This is a genomic window from Antarctobacter sediminis (genome assembly GCF_019218285.1).
Classification (GTDB): domain Bacteria; phylum Pseudomonadota; class Alphaproteobacteria; order Rhodobacterales; family Rhodobacteraceae; genus Antarctobacter; species Antarctobacter sediminis.
The window spans coordinates 49,865-65,190 of the sequence record NZ_JAHUZG010000001.1 but is presented as its reverse complement, the minus strand read 5'-3'; the positions used below and the strand labels follow the sequence as shown (position 1 = coordinate 65,190).

The window sequence follows — 15,326 nt, the reverse complement described above, 5'->3', positions numbered from 1 at the left end:
TCTCAGGCCGCCTTGCCCAGCACGAGGTCCGAAGCTTTTTCACCGATCATGATCGCCGCCGCGTTGGTATTGCCGCCCACCAGCGTCGGCATGATCGAGGCATCGGCCACGCGCAGCCCCGCAACCCCGCGCACCCGCAATTGCGGATCCACCACGGCCTGAGGGTCGACGCCCATCTTGCAGGTGCCGACCTGATGGTGACAGGTGGCCAGTGTCTCACGCACATAGGCGTCGATTTCGTCGTCGCTTTGCACCGCATCGCCGGGCCTCAGTTCGGCGGCGACATAGCGCGACAGCGCGGGCTGCCCCGCGATCCGGCGGCCATCGCGCAGGACATCGCGGAAGAACAGCCTGTCCGCCTCGGCCGAAAGATAGCGCGCTTCGATCCGCGGCGCGGCATCGGGGTCCGAGGAAGCCAGCGAAATCCGCCCCCTGCTTTGCGGTCGCAACAGGCAGGGAGCAAGTGTGAAGCCATCGCGGTCGAAAGGATCGCCAGAGGCTTTCCAGCTGGGCCAACGGGCGCGGCGCATCCCCAGCGCGATGCCAAAATGCCATTGCGTGTCCGGCACCTCCAGTCCGGGACGCGACCGGGTAAAGGCCCCGCCCTGCACCGGGAAATGCGCAAAGGGACCGCTGCGCAGAAACAACGCCTGGGCAAAGCGCAACGCGGCCCGATCCATGCGTATCAACTGATGCATGGTCAGCGGTGCGTTGCAGGCAAACATCAGCGGCGATTGCACGTGGTCCTGCAAATTGCCACCCACGCCCGGCAGATCCGTCTGCACCGATATCCCCTGCGCCGACAGGGCGGCACCCCCACCGATACCAGACAGCATCAGCACATGCGGAGACCCGACAACCCCCGCCGAAAGGATCACCTCGCGCGCGGCGGCGAAACGCGTCGGTCTGCCACGCACCCGCGCCTCGACGGCCACGGCACGCCCGTCGTGGATCACAACCCGGGTCACATGGGCATGTTTGACCACCCGCAGGTTTGGCCGCCCTTTGGCAGGCCGCAGAAAGGCCACCGCGCTGCTTTGCCGCCGCCCGTTCCAGGTGGTGAAATCGAAACGCCCAAAGCCCTCTTGTTGCGCGCCGTTAAAATCATCGGTCGCCGGATACCCTGCCTGCCCTCCGGCCTGCACGAAGGCATCAAACAGCGGGTTCTCCATCGCAGCGCGGGTGATGCGCAACTCTCCATCCCGCCCATGCGCGGGATCGTTGCGGTCTGCATGTCCTTCGGAGCGGCGAAAGTAGGGCAGCAGCTCGTCATGTGACCAGCCACTATTGCCCAGCTGCGCCCAGTGGTCGAAATCCGACCGGTGGCCGCGAATATAGACCTGCCCGTTGATCGAAGAACACCCCCCCAACACCTTGCCACGCGGCCAGAAAATGCGTCGGTCGCCCAGCGCCGGTTCCGGCTCGGTATGAAAGTTCCAGCCAAAGGCTCCGCGGCGAATCAGATCGCCGCTGGCAATTGGAACATGGATCATCATGGACCGGTCCGCATCACCCGCCTCAAGCAGCGTCACGGTGTTTTTCGGGTTTTCCGACAGTCGGTTGGCCAGCACGCAGCCAGCCGAGCCCGCGCCCACGATCACGTAGTCCGTCATTTTTCATCCCTGTTCTCACTCTCTGGAAAGCAGTCTTAACATCCGGCTTGATTTTTGCAATATTTGGGATTACTCCCATAAATCAGAACAAACGGAGGCATCGCATGACCAGCAGCGTGCTACAGCAAAAAGCAAGATGGAACGTGGGCGACGGGCGTCTGTTCATCGACGGATCATGGCAGTCGGGCGAAGGCCCGACGTTCGATCAGGTGCATCCTTCGACGAATGAAATCGTGGCCGCGATGCCCGAGGCCGGTCAGCGCGGCGTCGACAAGGCCGTGGCCGCCGCACGCCGCGCCTTTGATGACGGCCCATGGCCGCAGATGGGTGCGCGCGAACGCAAACGTATCCTGCAAAGGCTGGTGGACCGCATCCTTGATGCATCCGAGGAATTGGGACACCTTCAAACGCTGGACAACGGCATCCCGATCAACTTCAGCCTGAATACGCGGGTTTCGGCGGTCACGGCCTCGGATATTTTCGACCACTACGCCGGCTGGATCGACAAGATCACGGGCGAGACCTTTCCCCAGTACACGGACAGCCAGAACCTGCATTTCATGACCTACCGTGAACCGGTGGGCGTGGTGGGCGCGATCATCCCATGGAACGCGCCGATCATGATGTTCGCACTCAAGGTTGCGCCGGCGCTGGCCACCGGTTGCACCATCGTGCTGAAACCCTCGGAGCTGGCAAACCTCGCGGCGCTGAAACTGGCCGAGATCATCGCCGAAAGCGACCTGCCGCAGGGCGTCTTCAACCTTGTGACCGGCGGCGCCGAGACCGGCGCCGCCCTGTCCGATCATCCGGGCGTGGACAAGGTGACCTTTACCGGCAGCCCGGTTGTCGGGGAAAAGATCCTGTCGACCGCCGGGCGCAACATGAAGCGCGTGACGCTGGAACTGGGCGGGAAATCCGCCGCGCTGATCTTTCCCGATGCGCGTGGCGTCGAGGTAGCCGCCAAGACAACCATGGCGCTGTCCTCGACCTTTCTGTCCGGTCAGGTCTGTTCCACGCCGACGCGGGCGGTGGTGCACCGTGCCATCCTCGACGAGTTTCTGGAACACGCACGGGCACAGGTCGCCACGGTCAAATTCGGCGATCCTTTCGATCTGACGACAACCTCTGCGCCGATCATCTCGAAACGGCAGGTCGACAAGATCATGACCTATGTCGACATCGGCCGGGAACAGGGGGCCGAACTGGTCTTTGGCGGCGATCGCCCGGGCGGGGATCTTGCCAATGGCAACTGGATCAACCCGACGCTGTTCACCAATGTCGCCAACGACATGCGCATCGCGCAGGAAGAGATCTTTGGCCCGGTGCTGTCGGTCATTCCCTTCGAGACCGAAGAAGAGGCCGTCCGCATCGCCAACAGCAGCGACTATGGCCTGTCAGGCGGGGTCTGGACCTCGGATCTGACACGGGCCTTCCGCGTTGGCCGTGCCATGCGCACCGGCACCGTCGGCATCAATGGCTATTCGGTCATGCCCAACTCGCCCGCCGGGGGGATCAAGCGTTCGGGCATCGGACGCGAAGGCGGCAAGGCGACGATCGAAGCCTTTACCGAACTCAAGACGCTGATCCTGAACATGGACGGCTGACCCCGCGGGGGAGTCATCCCCCGCCCCACGCAGGACCTGTTTTCTTAGGGAGGAGACCCATGAAACACCCCATCATCGCAGCAACAGCCACCGCCCTCGGCGTCACGGCCGCAACGGCCACGCTTGCGGAAACCACGTTGGCCTACGGGTCATGGGCCCCCTCCAGCGATCCGGCCTCGAAGGCGTTCGACACCTTCTCAGAGGCGGTTGCGGACACCGCTGCGGTCCGTTTCGACACTTTCTACGATGGTTCGGTCGTGGGGATGCGCACGGTCCTTGGCGGGATCGAGGACGGTCTGGTCGATGTTGGCTATGTCGCCGGAGCGATCTACCAGGCGGAGATGCCCATCGACTCGATGCTGACACAGTTTTCCGTGGTCGAGGCAAACCCGTTGTCAATCTCGGCGGCGGTGACGGATTTCATCCTGAACGACTGCGATGACTGCCGGGCCGAGGCGCAAGGCCACGGTGTCCTGCCGCTTGCCTACGCGGGAACCCCGCATTTCTACCTGATGTGCAAGGACCCGATCGCCAGCTTCGACGACCTCAAGGGCGAGTCGATCCGGGCGGCCTCGGCCAACCTGCGGTTCGTCAACTTCATCGGCGCGACGCCCGTGAACACGCCCACCACCGAGGTCATGGAAGCCATCCAGCGCGGTCAGGTGGAATGCGCCGTCGGCTCGATCTTCTGGTTGCAGGCGTACAGCCTTTGGGATTCCGTCGGCTATGTGCTGGATCTGCCGATGGGCCAGTACAACAACGGACTGGTCTTTGGCGTGAATGAAGAGATCTGGAACGACGACCTCGACGACGACGCGCGCGCCGCGATCCTCGGCAACCTGCCAACGCTGGTCACGCAGGCCGCCGCCAATGGCATCGTCGCGGCCGACGCGATCCGCGCGGAATCCATCGAGCGCGGGGTCGTGTGGGGCGAACCCACCGACGAGATGCGCGCCACAATGGCCGAATGGTTCGCCTCGGAACGCGCCTCGGTGCAGAAATGGGGCGAGGACCACGGCGTCACAAATGCCGCGACGATCCTCGACGGATTTGTCGCCAAGGTCGCGCATTGGAATGCCCGAGTAGGCGAGCTGAACGGGGACGCCGATGCCGTCCGCGCCGAGCTTGCCGAAACGGTGTACGCGGGCCGCTGAGGCCCAGAGGACGCCGACCGTCATCCTCCCGCGGTCGGCGTCCCCAATGCCGGATTTCCCATGTCACACCTATCGAACCTTCTCACCGGTATCAGCCGCCTGCTTTTGGGCATCGCGGCCCTGGCCGCAGGCCTGATGATGCTGCATGTCACCGCCGATGTGGCCTCCAAGCTGTTCCTCCTCCAGCCGATCATCGGAACGCTGGAAACGGTCAGCCTGTTCTACATGGTCACGCTGGTCTTTCTGCCCTTGGCCGTTGTGCAGCGTGACCGGCAACAGGTCTTTATCGAACTCTTCACCCAGAACCTGCCTGCGCGGGGCAAGGCCGCGCTGGATGCCTTTGCCTTGCTGTTGACGCTGATCTTTTGCGCGCTGCTCACCTGGAAAGGTTTCGGGACCGCGCTGGAAAAGACACTGGTGCGCGAGCTTTCCACGAATATCGAGTTCCAGGTGCAGGTCTGGCCGGGCCGTTGGCTGCCGGTGCTTGGCTACGGGGCGACCTGCCTGTGGTGCCTGCTGCAACTGATCCAAGACATCCCCACCATCCTGTTCGGAGCCTCCGATGAGCAATCTTGAAATCGGTTTCTATGGCATCGGCCTGATGATGGTGCTGCTGGCGATCCGGGTGCCGATTGCCGTGTCTTTGGGCACGGTTTCGCTGGGCGGGCTGTACCTGATCCGGGGGGAACGCGCAGCGCTAGGCACCTTGGGCGACGCCCCCTACGATTTTGCAGCCACCTGGGCGCTGTCCGCCGTTCCCATGTTCCTGCTGATGGGCACTTTCGCACAGCGGTCCGGCATGGCGGCACGGCTGTTCACCGCCGCCCGCGTTCTGATCGGGCACCTTCCCGGTGGGCTGGCGATTTCGACCAATTTCGCCGCCGCGGGCTTTGCCGCCGTGTCCGGCTCGACCCTGGCTACCACGGCCGCCATGTCGCGGCTGGCGGTGCCGGAGATGCTCAAACACAACTATGACAAGGCACTGGCCACCAGCGTCGTGGCCGCCGCAGGCACGCTGGGCGCGCTGATCCCGCCCTCGGTCGCCTTCGTGATCTATGGTTGGTATTCCTCGCAATCCATCAGCAAGCTGCTGTTGGCGGGCATCGTGCCGGGCGTCCTGACGGCGCTTGTCTACTGCCTGATGATCTACCTGCGGGTCAAACGCACGCCCGCCTTGGCGCCCATGCCCGAAACCCGCCCCGGCTGGGACGAAAAATGGCAGGCGATCCGCGCGGTCTGGCCTTTGCCCGTCATCGTGTTCGGCGTTGTCCTTGGCATCTACACCGGCACCACCACCCCGACCGAGGCCGGCGCCGCCGCCGCGTTCCTGACCTTGATTGTGGCCATTGCCAACGGCGAGATGAACTGGAGCCGTTTCATCGGCAGCCTGTCGGACGCCGCACGCACCACGGCGCTGTTGTTCTTCGTCATCATCGGCACGGTGCTGTTCACCCATTTCCTGACCCTTTCGGGTGTGCCGCGCTTTATCGCGCGTGCCATTCAGGACAACGCGGTCGACCCTTTCATCGTCATGCTGATGATCTGCGCGCTGTTCCTTGTGCTTGGCATGTTCCTCGAAGGTCTGGGCGTGATGCTGGTCTCGCTGCCGATCCTGCTGCCAATCGCGGAAAGCGTCGGTTACGACCTGATCTGGTTCGGCGTGATCGTGGTGAAATTCGTCGAGATCGGCCTGCTGACACCACCGGTCGGCATGAATGCCTTTGTGGTCAAAGGCGTGGTTGGCGACGAGGTCACGCTAGGCCAGATCTTTCGCGGTCTCACATGGTTCCTTGCGGCCGAGGTGCTGATCATGGCGATCCTGATCGGCTTTCCGCGACTGTCGCTGTTCCTGCCCTCGCTGCTGAACTGAATTGCCCCCCGCGCGGTGATCCGCGCGGGGTTTGCCTGCGACACGCCGTTTAAATCAAGAAACCAAACCCGAAATACGGTGTACTTGCCCGGACAGACAGGTAACGTGGGCACAGGGAATTCGACACAACGGGCAAGGTATGGTCGCACCACGGCAAGAGCTTGAAAGCAAAGGCATCAACAAGGCAACACAGCGCGTTCTGATGGTGCTGGAAAGCTTCGTCGGCCAGACCGAACCACTGGGCGCTTCGGAACTCAGCCGCCGTCTGGACATGAGCCGGAACATGGTGCACCGCGCGCTGGTCACGCTGGCCGAGGAAGGGTTGCTGCACAAGCACGGCGACACCGGCCGCTATCACCTCAGCTACAATCTGGCCCGCCTTCAGAACACCGAAGTGCCCGCGCCGGATTTCCGCACCATTGCCCGCCCCTTCCTTGAAGAACTGAAGGAACTGACCGGCGAAACGGTCATCCTGTCCATTCGGTCCGGCGACGTGCAGGTGGTGCTGGACGGGATCGAAGGCGACGGTTCTGTCGCCCTGCGGGTCAAGCTGGGTCGCGCGCTACCTCTGCATGTCTCGGTCGCCTCGCGCGCCATTCTGGCCGCCATGAGCGACGAAGATGTCGAGGACTACCTGTCGCGCAATGCGCCTTTGCGCGCCTATACCGACAAGACGCTGACCCGCCCCGCCGCCATCCGCAAGGAAGTGGCACAGGTGCGCGAGGTTGGGCATGCGATCTCTTTCGGTGACTTCAACCAAAGCACCGCCGCGATCGGTTTCGCCCTGCCCGACGTCTATGGCAAGCCGCACGGCGCGGTTGTGGTTGGCGGGCCCGTCGAACGGCTGCCCCGCGACTGGGAAGACAGTCTGCTGCCCGGGATGCGGGACATCGTCGACCGCCTGCGCACCATTGCCGCCCTTTACGAGGCACTCTGACATGGCCCAAAGCGACAGCACCAAGACAAATTCATCGACCCGCCACGTGATCGAGGCAATGCGCCTGATCGCGCAAAGCCCCCACCCCCTTGGCCTCAACGAGATCGCCGAGAGCATGGGGCTGCCGCAATCCACGGCGCACCGCGCGCTGATGACGCTGGAAGAAAGCGGCTTTGCGAAACGCTCGGGCCGCACGGCAAAGTTGATCGCCGGGGAAACGATCCACCACCTGATCCGTTCGATGGTCGGACTGTTCCCGGCCCGCGCCATTCTGGCCGATCCGATGCGTGCGCTATGCGAAAGTTGCGATGTGACGGTCTCGCTGAACTGGCGGATCGGCTGGCACAGCATGCGCCTGTCCGCCTTCGAAGGAACGCGTGAAAGCTATCAGATCCGGCGCATCGGCGAAGCGCGGCCGCTTCATCTTGGGATCGGTCCGCGGACCATCCTTGCCGCGCTTGGCCCCGCAGGGATCGAGGCCTATCAGGCGTGGTGGGCGCAATCCGGCCCGCGTGGCGACGAACCCGCGCCCGACATGAAAGACCTTGCCGCGCTGGCCCGCACGGTCAGCCAGGATGGCAAGTTGCGGCTGGAACCCACCGACTACAGCGCTTTGAACTGGCTGAGCTATCCCCTGCGGTCTGGCACGGGCGCGGTGCTTGGCTCGCTTTCGGTCGGAGTTGTCCCGGACCGTTTGCAAGACACCGCGCTTGCCGCAGGGATCGACGAAGAGGCCGCCGCGATCTGTGCCACACTTGTGGCCGCCGGGGACAAGGCGGCCACACCCTTTGACGACATCCCGCCAGATGAGATCCAGATGGAAGAGTTGAAGGTCATCCGTCTGACGGCCGGCGGCAGTTAACGATACAGCACCGGAATGCGCTCGTCGGTCTTGACCCAATGTTCCCAATCGGGATCGGCGGCGCGGGCGACATAGCGCATCCGGGCGAGCTTTACCATCTGGATGGCCATGATGCGCAGCACCTCGTCGGTTCGCGGATCAATGCAGTTGCCATCACCGTCGAACACCGGTTCTGCCGTGTTGATCAACCCTCCGATCGAGGTCGGCACCCCGCGCAGCGCATGTGCGATGGACCGCAGCGTTTCGACGGTCGAGGCCGCGCCCTGCCATCCCGCGCCGCAGCCGATACAGCCCACGACCCGCCCGCCGAAATAGACCTTTTTGTCGCTGCGCATGTCCTCTGTGTAATCCAGCGCGTTTTTCAGCAGACCGCTAATCGAACCGTGATAGCTGGGCGAACTCAGCACGATCCCGTCCGCCTTGCGCAGGGTTTCGATCATGTTCACGGCGTTTTCCGTCCGTTCGGTCACCGCCGGGTCATACATCGGAAAGATCAGGTCGGGACCGGCCAGCATTTCGACCTTCGCACCAGCTTTCTCGGCATGTTTCAAGGTCAGTCGCGCCGCCTTTTCCGAGGTCGAATTCGGACGCTGCGTGCCCCCGAGCCCAACGATAAAGGGACGGTATCCGTCGATGATATCCTTCGGGGTCATCTTGCACCTCCTGTTTGCATAAGTGGATCAATCCCGTTATTTAGAACATAATCCAAAGAACAGGACGTTTTCAAGATGAATCGCCATCCCTCTGTCAACCCAATCGGAAACCTGCGCCTATGACGGACAAAAGGTTGGCGCTGGGGCTGCTTTGGGCCTTTCTCACCATTTTGTCGTGGTCGGGCTACAACGTGGCCGCCGTGGCCGGGATTGCCGAAGGCTTCACACCACTCGACCTCTCGCTTCTGCGCTTCGGCGTTTCCGGCGCGCTGCTGTTGCCCTTGGGGCTATGGCTGTACCGGCACCCATTGCGCCGGATCGGCGCCAAGAAACTGGCTGTTCTGTCCATCGTGGGCGGCCCGCTGTTCGGCGTGGTTGCGACATGGGGCTATCGCTATGCGCCCCTGTCGCACGGGCTGGTCTTTGCACCGGCGGCGGTTCTGGCGGCGGGGCAAATCTGGGGGCGACTGATGGGAAAGCCCGGGTTTACCGCACGCCAATACGCGGGCGCAGGCCTGTTGCTGGTCGGATTGGTTGTGCTTTCGGGCTTCGACTTGCAACAGCTTGGCCCGCGCGTTCTGGCAGGCGATGTGATCTTTGTCGTCGCTGGTCTGATGTGGGGCAGTTTTACCTTCCTGATCGGCCATTGGCGGCTGCCACCCGGACCGGTCACCTGTGGCGTAGCCGGGTTCAGCCTGCTTCAGGTTCTGCTGGCTTGCCTTTTCCTGCGCCCCGCGCTGCCGCCCGCGCCGATTTCACAGATCGCCTTGCAGGCCATCCTGCAAGGCGTCGTTGGCGGAGGTTTGGCGGTGCTGACCTTTGCACTGGCAATCCGGTCGCTGGGCGGGCCGCGCGCTTCGGCCCTGCCCTCGCTGACGCCGGTCATGGGATTTGTGCTGACCTACCTTCTGTTCGGCAACGCTCCCGATGCGGCGGAATTGGCCGGTTCACTTTTGGCCAGCACCGGCTTGCTGGTGATCCTTACCGCGCCTACAGCGCTCCGTCTGGCGGACGCTTGATGCCGCCGGGACAAGGCTCACTCAATGGTCAGCACCAGTTTGCCCGTGGTTTCGCCCGCCTCAAGCCTCCGGTGCGCCTCGGGCGCATCGGACAGCGGCAAGGTTCCAATCTGAGGGCGCAGAACCCCATCGGCCAAAAGATCGAAAACACTGGTCATGTCGGCACTGAACCGGTCGGGCGCCGCCTTGTACCACGTGTAGAGGTCGCTGACCCGCACCGCGACGGATTTTTGAAAGTGCCTTGCCAGATCCTCGGCAAAACTGCCGGTCGGCGGCCCGGATAGAAAACCAAAGATCACGGCGGTGCCCAGCGGGGCCAGTACCTCGAGGTCTGATTTCAGCGTCTCTCCGGCCACCGGGTTCAGCGTCAAGTCAACGCCACGCGCGTTGGTGATTTCCATCACACGTGAGACGAGGTCCTCGGTGCGGTAATCAATCACGTAATCGGCCCCCTGCGCGCGGGCATATTCCTGCTTTCCCGAACTGACCGAGGCGATGGCAGTCAAGCCAAGGTGCTTGGCAATATGCAGGATCATCGTTCCGACACCGCCAGCCGCCGCATGAACCAGAATCGTATCGCCACGCGTCACACGGCCAAGGTTGACCAGCATATGCCACGCGGTGACTGCATTGACCGGGATCGCGGCTGCGGTGGAAAAATCCACTTCTGGTGCCAGCTTGGTCACATAGGGCGCACCAATCACCGAATGCGTGCCATAGCCGCCTGCCCCCACCGGGCCGAGCCAGGCCACGCGGTCCCCGACCGTCAGTCCCACGACATCCTCGCCCAGCGCCTCGACAATGCCGGAACCTTCGACGCCCGGAACATGTGGAAGATCAGGCATCATGCCCTCCGGCATTTCGCCCCGGCGAATGATCGTGTCGATGAAATTCACCGCCGTTGCATGGTTGCGGATCAGAACCTGCCCCTTGCCGGGCATGGGGGTCGACTGGCTGACCTGCTTCAGAACGTCCGGCGTGCCGGTTTCAGGAATGATTATGGCCTGTGTCATCGGGGATCTCCATTCTGCGATGTTGCGCAAAAGGTAGCCAGCCCGAGCACTCGTGATAATAATGAAGATCAGGACAGATAATTGCGATAGTGGAATAATGATCTATAACGACCTGGCGCTGTTCACTGCCGTCGCCCGACACCTCAGTTTTTCTGCCGCCGCCGACCAGCTTGGCATTCCTCTCAGTCGGGTCAGCCGTCGGATCGGCGCCTTAGAGGACCATCTGGGCATCCGGCTGTTCGAACGCACGACCCGGCAGGTGCGCCTGACGCAAGAAGGCCGACAGCTGATGGACCGCTGTCAGGAGCCGATCGACTCCTTGCAGGACATCGCGGGCCTCGCCGGTGACAGCACGCCGCAGACGATCCGGCTCACCGCGCCGCCAGCAGCGGTGCACAGCAGGATCGGCCCGCGGCTCCTGGATTTCGCCGCCAGGAACCCCAGCGTGAAACTCGACCTGACCGCAACCAACGCAAAGCTCGATTTCTTTCGCGATAATATAGATCTGGCGTTTCGGGTGGGGCCGTTACAGGACTCTGGCCTGATGGCACGAAAGCTCTGGACCCTGACCTATGCGTTCTGTGCCGGTGCGGCGTTCTGCCGGGACCATGATCTGAGCACGCCGGCGACCGTCGCGCACTTGCTGACACTTCCGGCGCTTGTTTCGCGCCAACCCTGGCAAATCAAAGGCGGCGAGACACTGAAACCCAAGGTGATCGCTCATCAGATCGACACGCTTGACCTGCTGGCCGAAGCCGCCCGGCGGAACATGGGCGTTACCATTCTGCCGCGCGAGATGGTCACGGACGGGCTGCAAGAAATCACGGTGCGGGATGCCTGTCCGGTGTCGCGCGACATGTTTGCCGTCTATCCAAGCGGACGCCTGTTGCCTGCCCGGGTGCGCAACCTGATCGACTTCATGGCCGCGGGGTAAGGGCACGCGCCTTCGGACACCAACGCCGGTCAGGCGACACGCAGCGCGGCCGGGCTGCTGACCTCCTTGGCAATGTCCTGAACCAGCGCGCGAACGGCATCGTTCCGGGTCTTGGCGCGGGTTCGGACGACATAGGCAATGGCGGGCGGCTGAGGAAAGACCTCGTCGACCACATCCAGATCCGCTGACAGGTGCAATCCGTTCATCAAGGCCACCCCCAGCCCCGACCGGACCGCCGACAACACGCCGGAAACGCTGGGGCACTCGATAACCGTTTCAAATCGCAGTCCCGCGCGCGCACCTTCGTCACGTGCCCAGTGACGGTAGAAACACTGGCTGTCAAAGGCGAGGAAGGGCACCGGCGCCGAAAGATCCAGCCTCAGGTCACGCGCCTTGATCCAGTGCAACTGATCCTCGTATAGCAACAGGTCGTCAGCCCGCAGATCCCGGCGCAAGATCTGCATCACCGCCACGTCGATTTCGCCCGCACGCAGCCAGTCATCCAGTGTCAGGCTTTGGCTGATCCGGGTCCGCACGCGGATCGCCGGGTGAGCGCGGGTAAACCGGCCAAGAATGCGCGCCACGTCGCCGCCGGTTGTATCCTCTGTCATGCCCAGTTGGATCGCCCCCTTCAACGGGATCTTGCCCACAGCGGCCAGCGCCTCGTCATGCAGGTCCATCATGCGTTGCGCGTAGTCCAGCAACCGCTCACCGGCCTCGGTGAACAGCGGCCCACCGGCGCGGCGTGCCAGCAAGGTGCAATCCAGCGCCTGTTCCAGCCGCTTGATCTTGTGGCTGACCGCAGGTTGCGACAACGCAAGATGATCCGCCGCCCGCGTGACGCCACCATGGGTCGCAATCGCAAGCAGCGCGCGCAATCCCTCAATATCCAGTCGTTCCGCCATGCCCCACCATCATCACACCCCAAGTGATCACATATTTCGATCATCTCATGACAATCATTCATTTGCAGAATATTCTATCGGCAAAATACCTTGCGGGAAAGGCAATTCAAGGAGTTCCCGCATGAACCATATCGTCAACCAACATGCGCTGATCGACAATTTCCGCATCGCGCACGGCGTACACGGTAAAGGGGCACCGGTGGTTCTGATCCACGGCACGCCCTCGTCTTCCTACATCTGGCGCAACGTGCTGCCTTCGCTGGTTGAGGCAGGTTATCGGGTCCATGTTTACGACCTGCTGGGTTATGGTCTCTCGGAACGCCCGCGGGATCCGGCTGTCGACACTTCGGTCACCGGACAGGTTGCGATCCTCGAAGGTCTGCTGGACCTTTGGGGGCTGGACGATCTGCATCTTGTCGCCCATGACATCGGCGGCGGCGTTGCGCAGCGGTTCGGTATCCAGTCGCCAGAACGTTTGCAGTCATTGTCCATGATCGACGTGGTCAGTTTTGATAGTTGGCCATCCCGTCGCACACATGAACAGATGCAAGCCGGGCTGGACACACTGATCAAGGCGCCCGATGCCGAGCATCGCGAACACTTTCGCGACTGGCTGTTTTCAACGGTCCAGAACAAACAGCGACTGGCAGAAACCTCGATGGAGGTTTTTCTCGATGTCATCTCTGGCCCCATTGGACAGGGCAGCCTGTTTCAGCATCAAGTCAGGCATTATGACCCCAAGCACACCAGTGAGGTCGCCCCGCGCTATGCCGAACTGAGCCAGCGCCCGGTGCAGGTGATCTGGGGCGCAGACGATGCGTGGCAGGTGGTGGACTGGGCTCACCGGCTGCATGACAGCATTCCCGGTTCGGAACTGCACCTGCTGGAGGACTGCGGGCATTTCGCCATGGAAGATCAGCCCGAGAAAATCTCGGCCCTGTTGGTGGATTTCATCGGTCGCCATCGGTGATCCCAAAGGCGGGCCGTTTTTCGGCGGCCCGCCCCAAGCGCCTCAGGCGCCTAGCCATTGCAGGATCGCCCGGTTCGTCTCCTCCGGCTTTTCCTGCTGAATCCAATGCCCGCAATCAAGGGTCAGCACATCCACGCCCGGCACATGCTCCGCCAGCGTATCCGATTGGGGGATCATGTCGCGCGCGCCATAGATCATCAGGGAAGGCGCATGGATGACCGGATCCACATCCGCCAGAATGTGCCAGTTCCGGTCAAGATTGCGATACCAGTTGATCCCTCCTGCAAAGCCTGACGCCGCGAAAGCCTCGGCAAATACGGCCAGTTCATCGGGGCTCATCAAAGGATCCCCCACCGGGGTTTCGGCCTTGGCAAGGTTGAGCATCATCATCCCCGGCTCGGGCGGTGTCGGGGGGAGGTTCTTGCGAAAGAGATTTGTCAGGAAACGATGCGCGTTCGCATCCAGCACCGCATCCGCGACCCCGGGTTTGCGGTTGAAATGCACAAAGTAATTGTCTGGCCCGAAAACCGTTTCCATGAAGGCGACCCATGGGATTTCGGTCCGAGGTTGGAACGGCAGCGCGAGATTGATGATTTTGCGAACCCGGTCCGGGTGCAGCAACCCCATGCTCCACACAACATTGGCCCCCCAGTCGTGGCCGACAAAGACCGCGTCCTGATAACCGAAATGGTCCAGCAAACGCGCCAGATCGCCGGTCAGGCACGCAATGTCATAGGCGGCAATTTCTTTGGGCCGGGAGGACCGGCCGAACCCCCGCTGATTGGGGACGATGACGTGATAGCCCGCCGCGGCAAGCGCCGGCATCTGGTGGCGCCAGGAAAACGCGTGCTCGGGCCAACCGTGGCACAGCACGATTGGATTCCCGGCGTTTTCCCTGCCGGCTTCAAAAACTTCCAGCGTGACCTCTCCAAGGGTCAGGACACTGGGTTGGGGAAAGTCGGTGGTCGGGATCATGGGCTGTGCCTCTTGCTGATGGTGTCGGCCTCGGGCTAAACCCAAAAGGTGCCAAAAAGTGGCACCAATCATCGCGGAGCCGGAACGTGACTGCACGTCTTCGACAAGATGCCCTTGTCCGCTACCTGCGCCGCAACGGCACCGTCACCATTGCCGAGATCGCAGCAGAGCTTGTCACATCGCGGCGCACGGTGCTGCGGGATCTGGGGGCATTGCGGGACGAAGGGTTTGTCATCCATTCCGAGCCGGGGCGCGGCGGCGGCCTGCGGCTGGACCCGCAATCGGTGCAAACCACCGCGCGGCTTTCCGTAGCCGAGGTCTTTGCCCTGTTGATCAGCGTCGCATCGGTGCGCGCGGCCGGGGGCCTGCCCTTTTCCGGGCTGGCGGATACAGCGCTGGCCAAGATCGAAAAAGCGCTGCCCGCGGACAAGGTGCGCGATCTTCGTGCCTTTCTCGACTGCCTCTATGTCGGGCGACTGGCCCCGCAGGTCGATATTACTGACATGGGCCAGATGGATCCCGGGTTGTTGCCCGCCTTTGAACCCGCCTTTCTGCAACGACAAAGGCTGCGGTTTCGCTATCGCGACGCCAAGGGTGTGCAGTCCGCCCGCGAGGTCGAGCCGCAGGCCATGCTGATCCTGCCGCCGCTATGGTATCTGGTTGCATGGGATCCGGCGCGGGATGATTTTCGCCATTTCCGCATGGATCGGATCAGCCATCCCGAAACCGTCGCAAGCGCCCGTTTTCGCCGCAGGCGCGTGCCCTTTGCAGAGGATATCCGGCAAGTTCAGCCCACACCCCTCTGACCCGTTCACGA

At 62.6% G+C, this 15,326-nt stretch carries 15 protein-coding genes; 10 read left to right on the top strand and 5 right to left on the bottom strand.

Annotated features, from left to right (window positions below):
• Positions 1-2 precede the first annotated feature (2 nt).
• Positions 3-1,613, bottom strand: coding sequence for a GMC family oxidoreductase (locus KJP30_RS00340; protein WP_218446975.1), 1,611 nt, complete (start codon positions 1,611-1,613; stop codon positions 3-5).
• A 104-nt stretch (positions 1,614-1,717) separates the two neighbouring features.
• On the opposite strand from KJP30_RS00340, the gene KJP30_RS00335 reads away from it, so the two are divergent.
• The 6 genes from KJP30_RS00335 to KJP30_RS00310 all read left to right on the top strand — a co-directional run bounded on the left by KJP30_RS00335 (position 1,718) and on the right by KJP30_RS00310 (position 8,040).
• Positions 1,718-3,217: an aldehyde dehydrogenase family protein gene (locus tag KJP30_RS00335; RefSeq protein ID WP_218446974.1), complete on the top strand. Its 1,500-nt coding sequence runs from the start codon at positions 1,718-1,720 to the stop codon at positions 3,215-3,217.
• A gap of 59 nt (positions 3,218-3,276) precedes the next feature.
• Positions 3,277-4,371, top strand: a complete 1,095-nt coding sequence (locus KJP30_RS00330) for a type 2 periplasmic-binding domain-containing protein (protein ID WP_218446973.1) — start codon at positions 3,277-3,279, stop codon at positions 4,369-4,371.
• A gap of 60 nt (positions 4,372-4,431) precedes the next feature.
• Positions 4,432-4,947 carry a TRAP transporter small permease gene (locus tag KJP30_RS00325; protein ID WP_218446972.1) on the top strand — a complete coding sequence of 172 codons (516 nt, stop codon included), beginning with the start codon at positions 4,432-4,434 and terminating at the stop codon, positions 4,945-4,947.
• Positions 4,934-6,241 carry a TRAP transporter large permease gene (locus tag KJP30_RS00320; RefSeq protein ID WP_218446971.1) on the top strand — a complete coding sequence of 436 codons (1,308 nt, stop codon included), beginning with the start codon at positions 4,934-4,936 and terminating at the stop codon, positions 6,239-6,241. Before KJP30_RS00325 ends, KJP30_RS00320 begins: the two co-directional genes overlap by 14 nt.
• A 139-nt stretch (positions 6,242-6,380) precedes the next feature.
• Entirely contained in the window at positions 6,381-7,178 is a 798-nt protein-coding gene (locus KJP30_RS00315; RefSeq protein WP_218446970.1) for an IclR family transcriptional regulator, read from the top strand.
• Position 7,179: 1 nt separating this feature from the next.
• The gene (locus KJP30_RS00310) at positions 7,180-8,040 is read left to right on the top strand and encodes a helix-turn-helix domain-containing protein (RefSeq protein ID WP_218446969.1); all 861 of its coding nucleotides are present in this window, start codon (positions 7,180-7,182) and stop codon (positions 8,038-8,040) included.
• On the opposite strand, the gene KJP30_RS00305 is transcribed toward KJP30_RS00310, so the two are convergent.
• Positions 8,037-8,693 carry an NADPH-dependent FMN reductase gene (locus tag KJP30_RS00305; protein WP_218446968.1) on the bottom strand — a complete coding sequence of 219 codons (657 nt, stop codon included), beginning with the start codon at positions 8,691-8,693 and terminating at the stop codon, positions 8,037-8,039. The two genes, KJP30_RS00310 and KJP30_RS00305, sit on opposite strands and share 4 nt — an antisense overlap.
• Before the next feature lie 119 nt (positions 8,694-8,812).
• Between KJP30_RS00305 and KJP30_RS00300 the strand changes: the two genes are divergently transcribed.
• Positions 8,813-9,712 carry a DMT family transporter gene (locus tag KJP30_RS00300; protein ID WP_218446967.1) on the top strand — a complete coding sequence of 300 codons (900 nt, stop codon included), beginning with the start codon at positions 8,813-8,815 and terminating at the stop codon, positions 9,710-9,712.
• A 17-nt stretch (positions 9,713-9,729) separates the two neighbouring features.
• On the opposite strand, the gene KJP30_RS00295 is transcribed toward KJP30_RS00300, so the two are convergent.
• Positions 9,730-10,725 carry a quinone oxidoreductase family protein gene (locus KJP30_RS00295; RefSeq protein WP_218446966.1) on the bottom strand — a complete coding sequence of 332 codons (996 nt, stop codon included), beginning with the start codon at positions 10,723-10,725 and terminating at the stop codon, positions 9,730-9,732.
• A gap of 61 nt (positions 10,726-10,786) precedes the next feature.
• On the opposite strand from KJP30_RS00295, the gene KJP30_RS00290 reads away from it, so the two are divergent.
• Complete coding sequence (locus tag KJP30_RS00290; protein WP_218446965.1) at positions 10,787-11,659, top strand: LysR family transcriptional regulator; 873 nt, start codon at positions 10,787-10,789, stop codon at positions 11,657-11,659.
• Positions 11,660-11,688: 29 nt separating this feature from the next.
• Here KJP30_RS00290 and KJP30_RS00285 read toward each other — a convergent pair whose 3' ends face one another.
• Positions 11,689-12,564: a LysR family transcriptional regulator gene (locus KJP30_RS00285; protein WP_218446964.1), complete on the bottom strand. Its 876-nt coding sequence runs from the start codon at positions 12,562-12,564 to the stop codon at positions 11,689-11,691.
• A 121-nt stretch (positions 12,565-12,685) separates the two neighbouring features.
• Between KJP30_RS00285 and KJP30_RS00280 the strand changes: the two genes are divergently transcribed.
• The gene (locus KJP30_RS00280) at positions 12,686-13,534 is read left to right on the top strand and encodes an alpha/beta fold hydrolase (protein WP_218446963.1); all 849 of its coding nucleotides are present in this window, start codon (positions 12,686-12,688) and stop codon (positions 13,532-13,534) included.
• Between the two features lie 42 nt (positions 13,535-13,576).
• Here KJP30_RS00280 and KJP30_RS00275 read toward each other — a convergent pair whose 3' ends face one another.
• A complete protein-coding gene (locus KJP30_RS00275) occupies positions 13,577-14,509 on the bottom strand; it encodes an alpha/beta fold hydrolase (protein ID WP_218446962.1) in 933 nt (310 codons plus the stop codon).
• A gap of 86 nt (positions 14,510-14,595) precedes the next feature.
• Here KJP30_RS00275 and KJP30_RS00270 point away from each other — a divergent pair, with 86 nt between their 5' ends.
• Positions 14,596-15,315, top strand: a complete 720-nt coding sequence (locus KJP30_RS00270; RefSeq protein WP_218446961.1) for a helix-turn-helix transcriptional regulator — start codon at positions 14,596-14,598, stop codon at positions 15,313-15,315.
• Positions 15,316-15,326 lie beyond the last annotated feature (11 nt).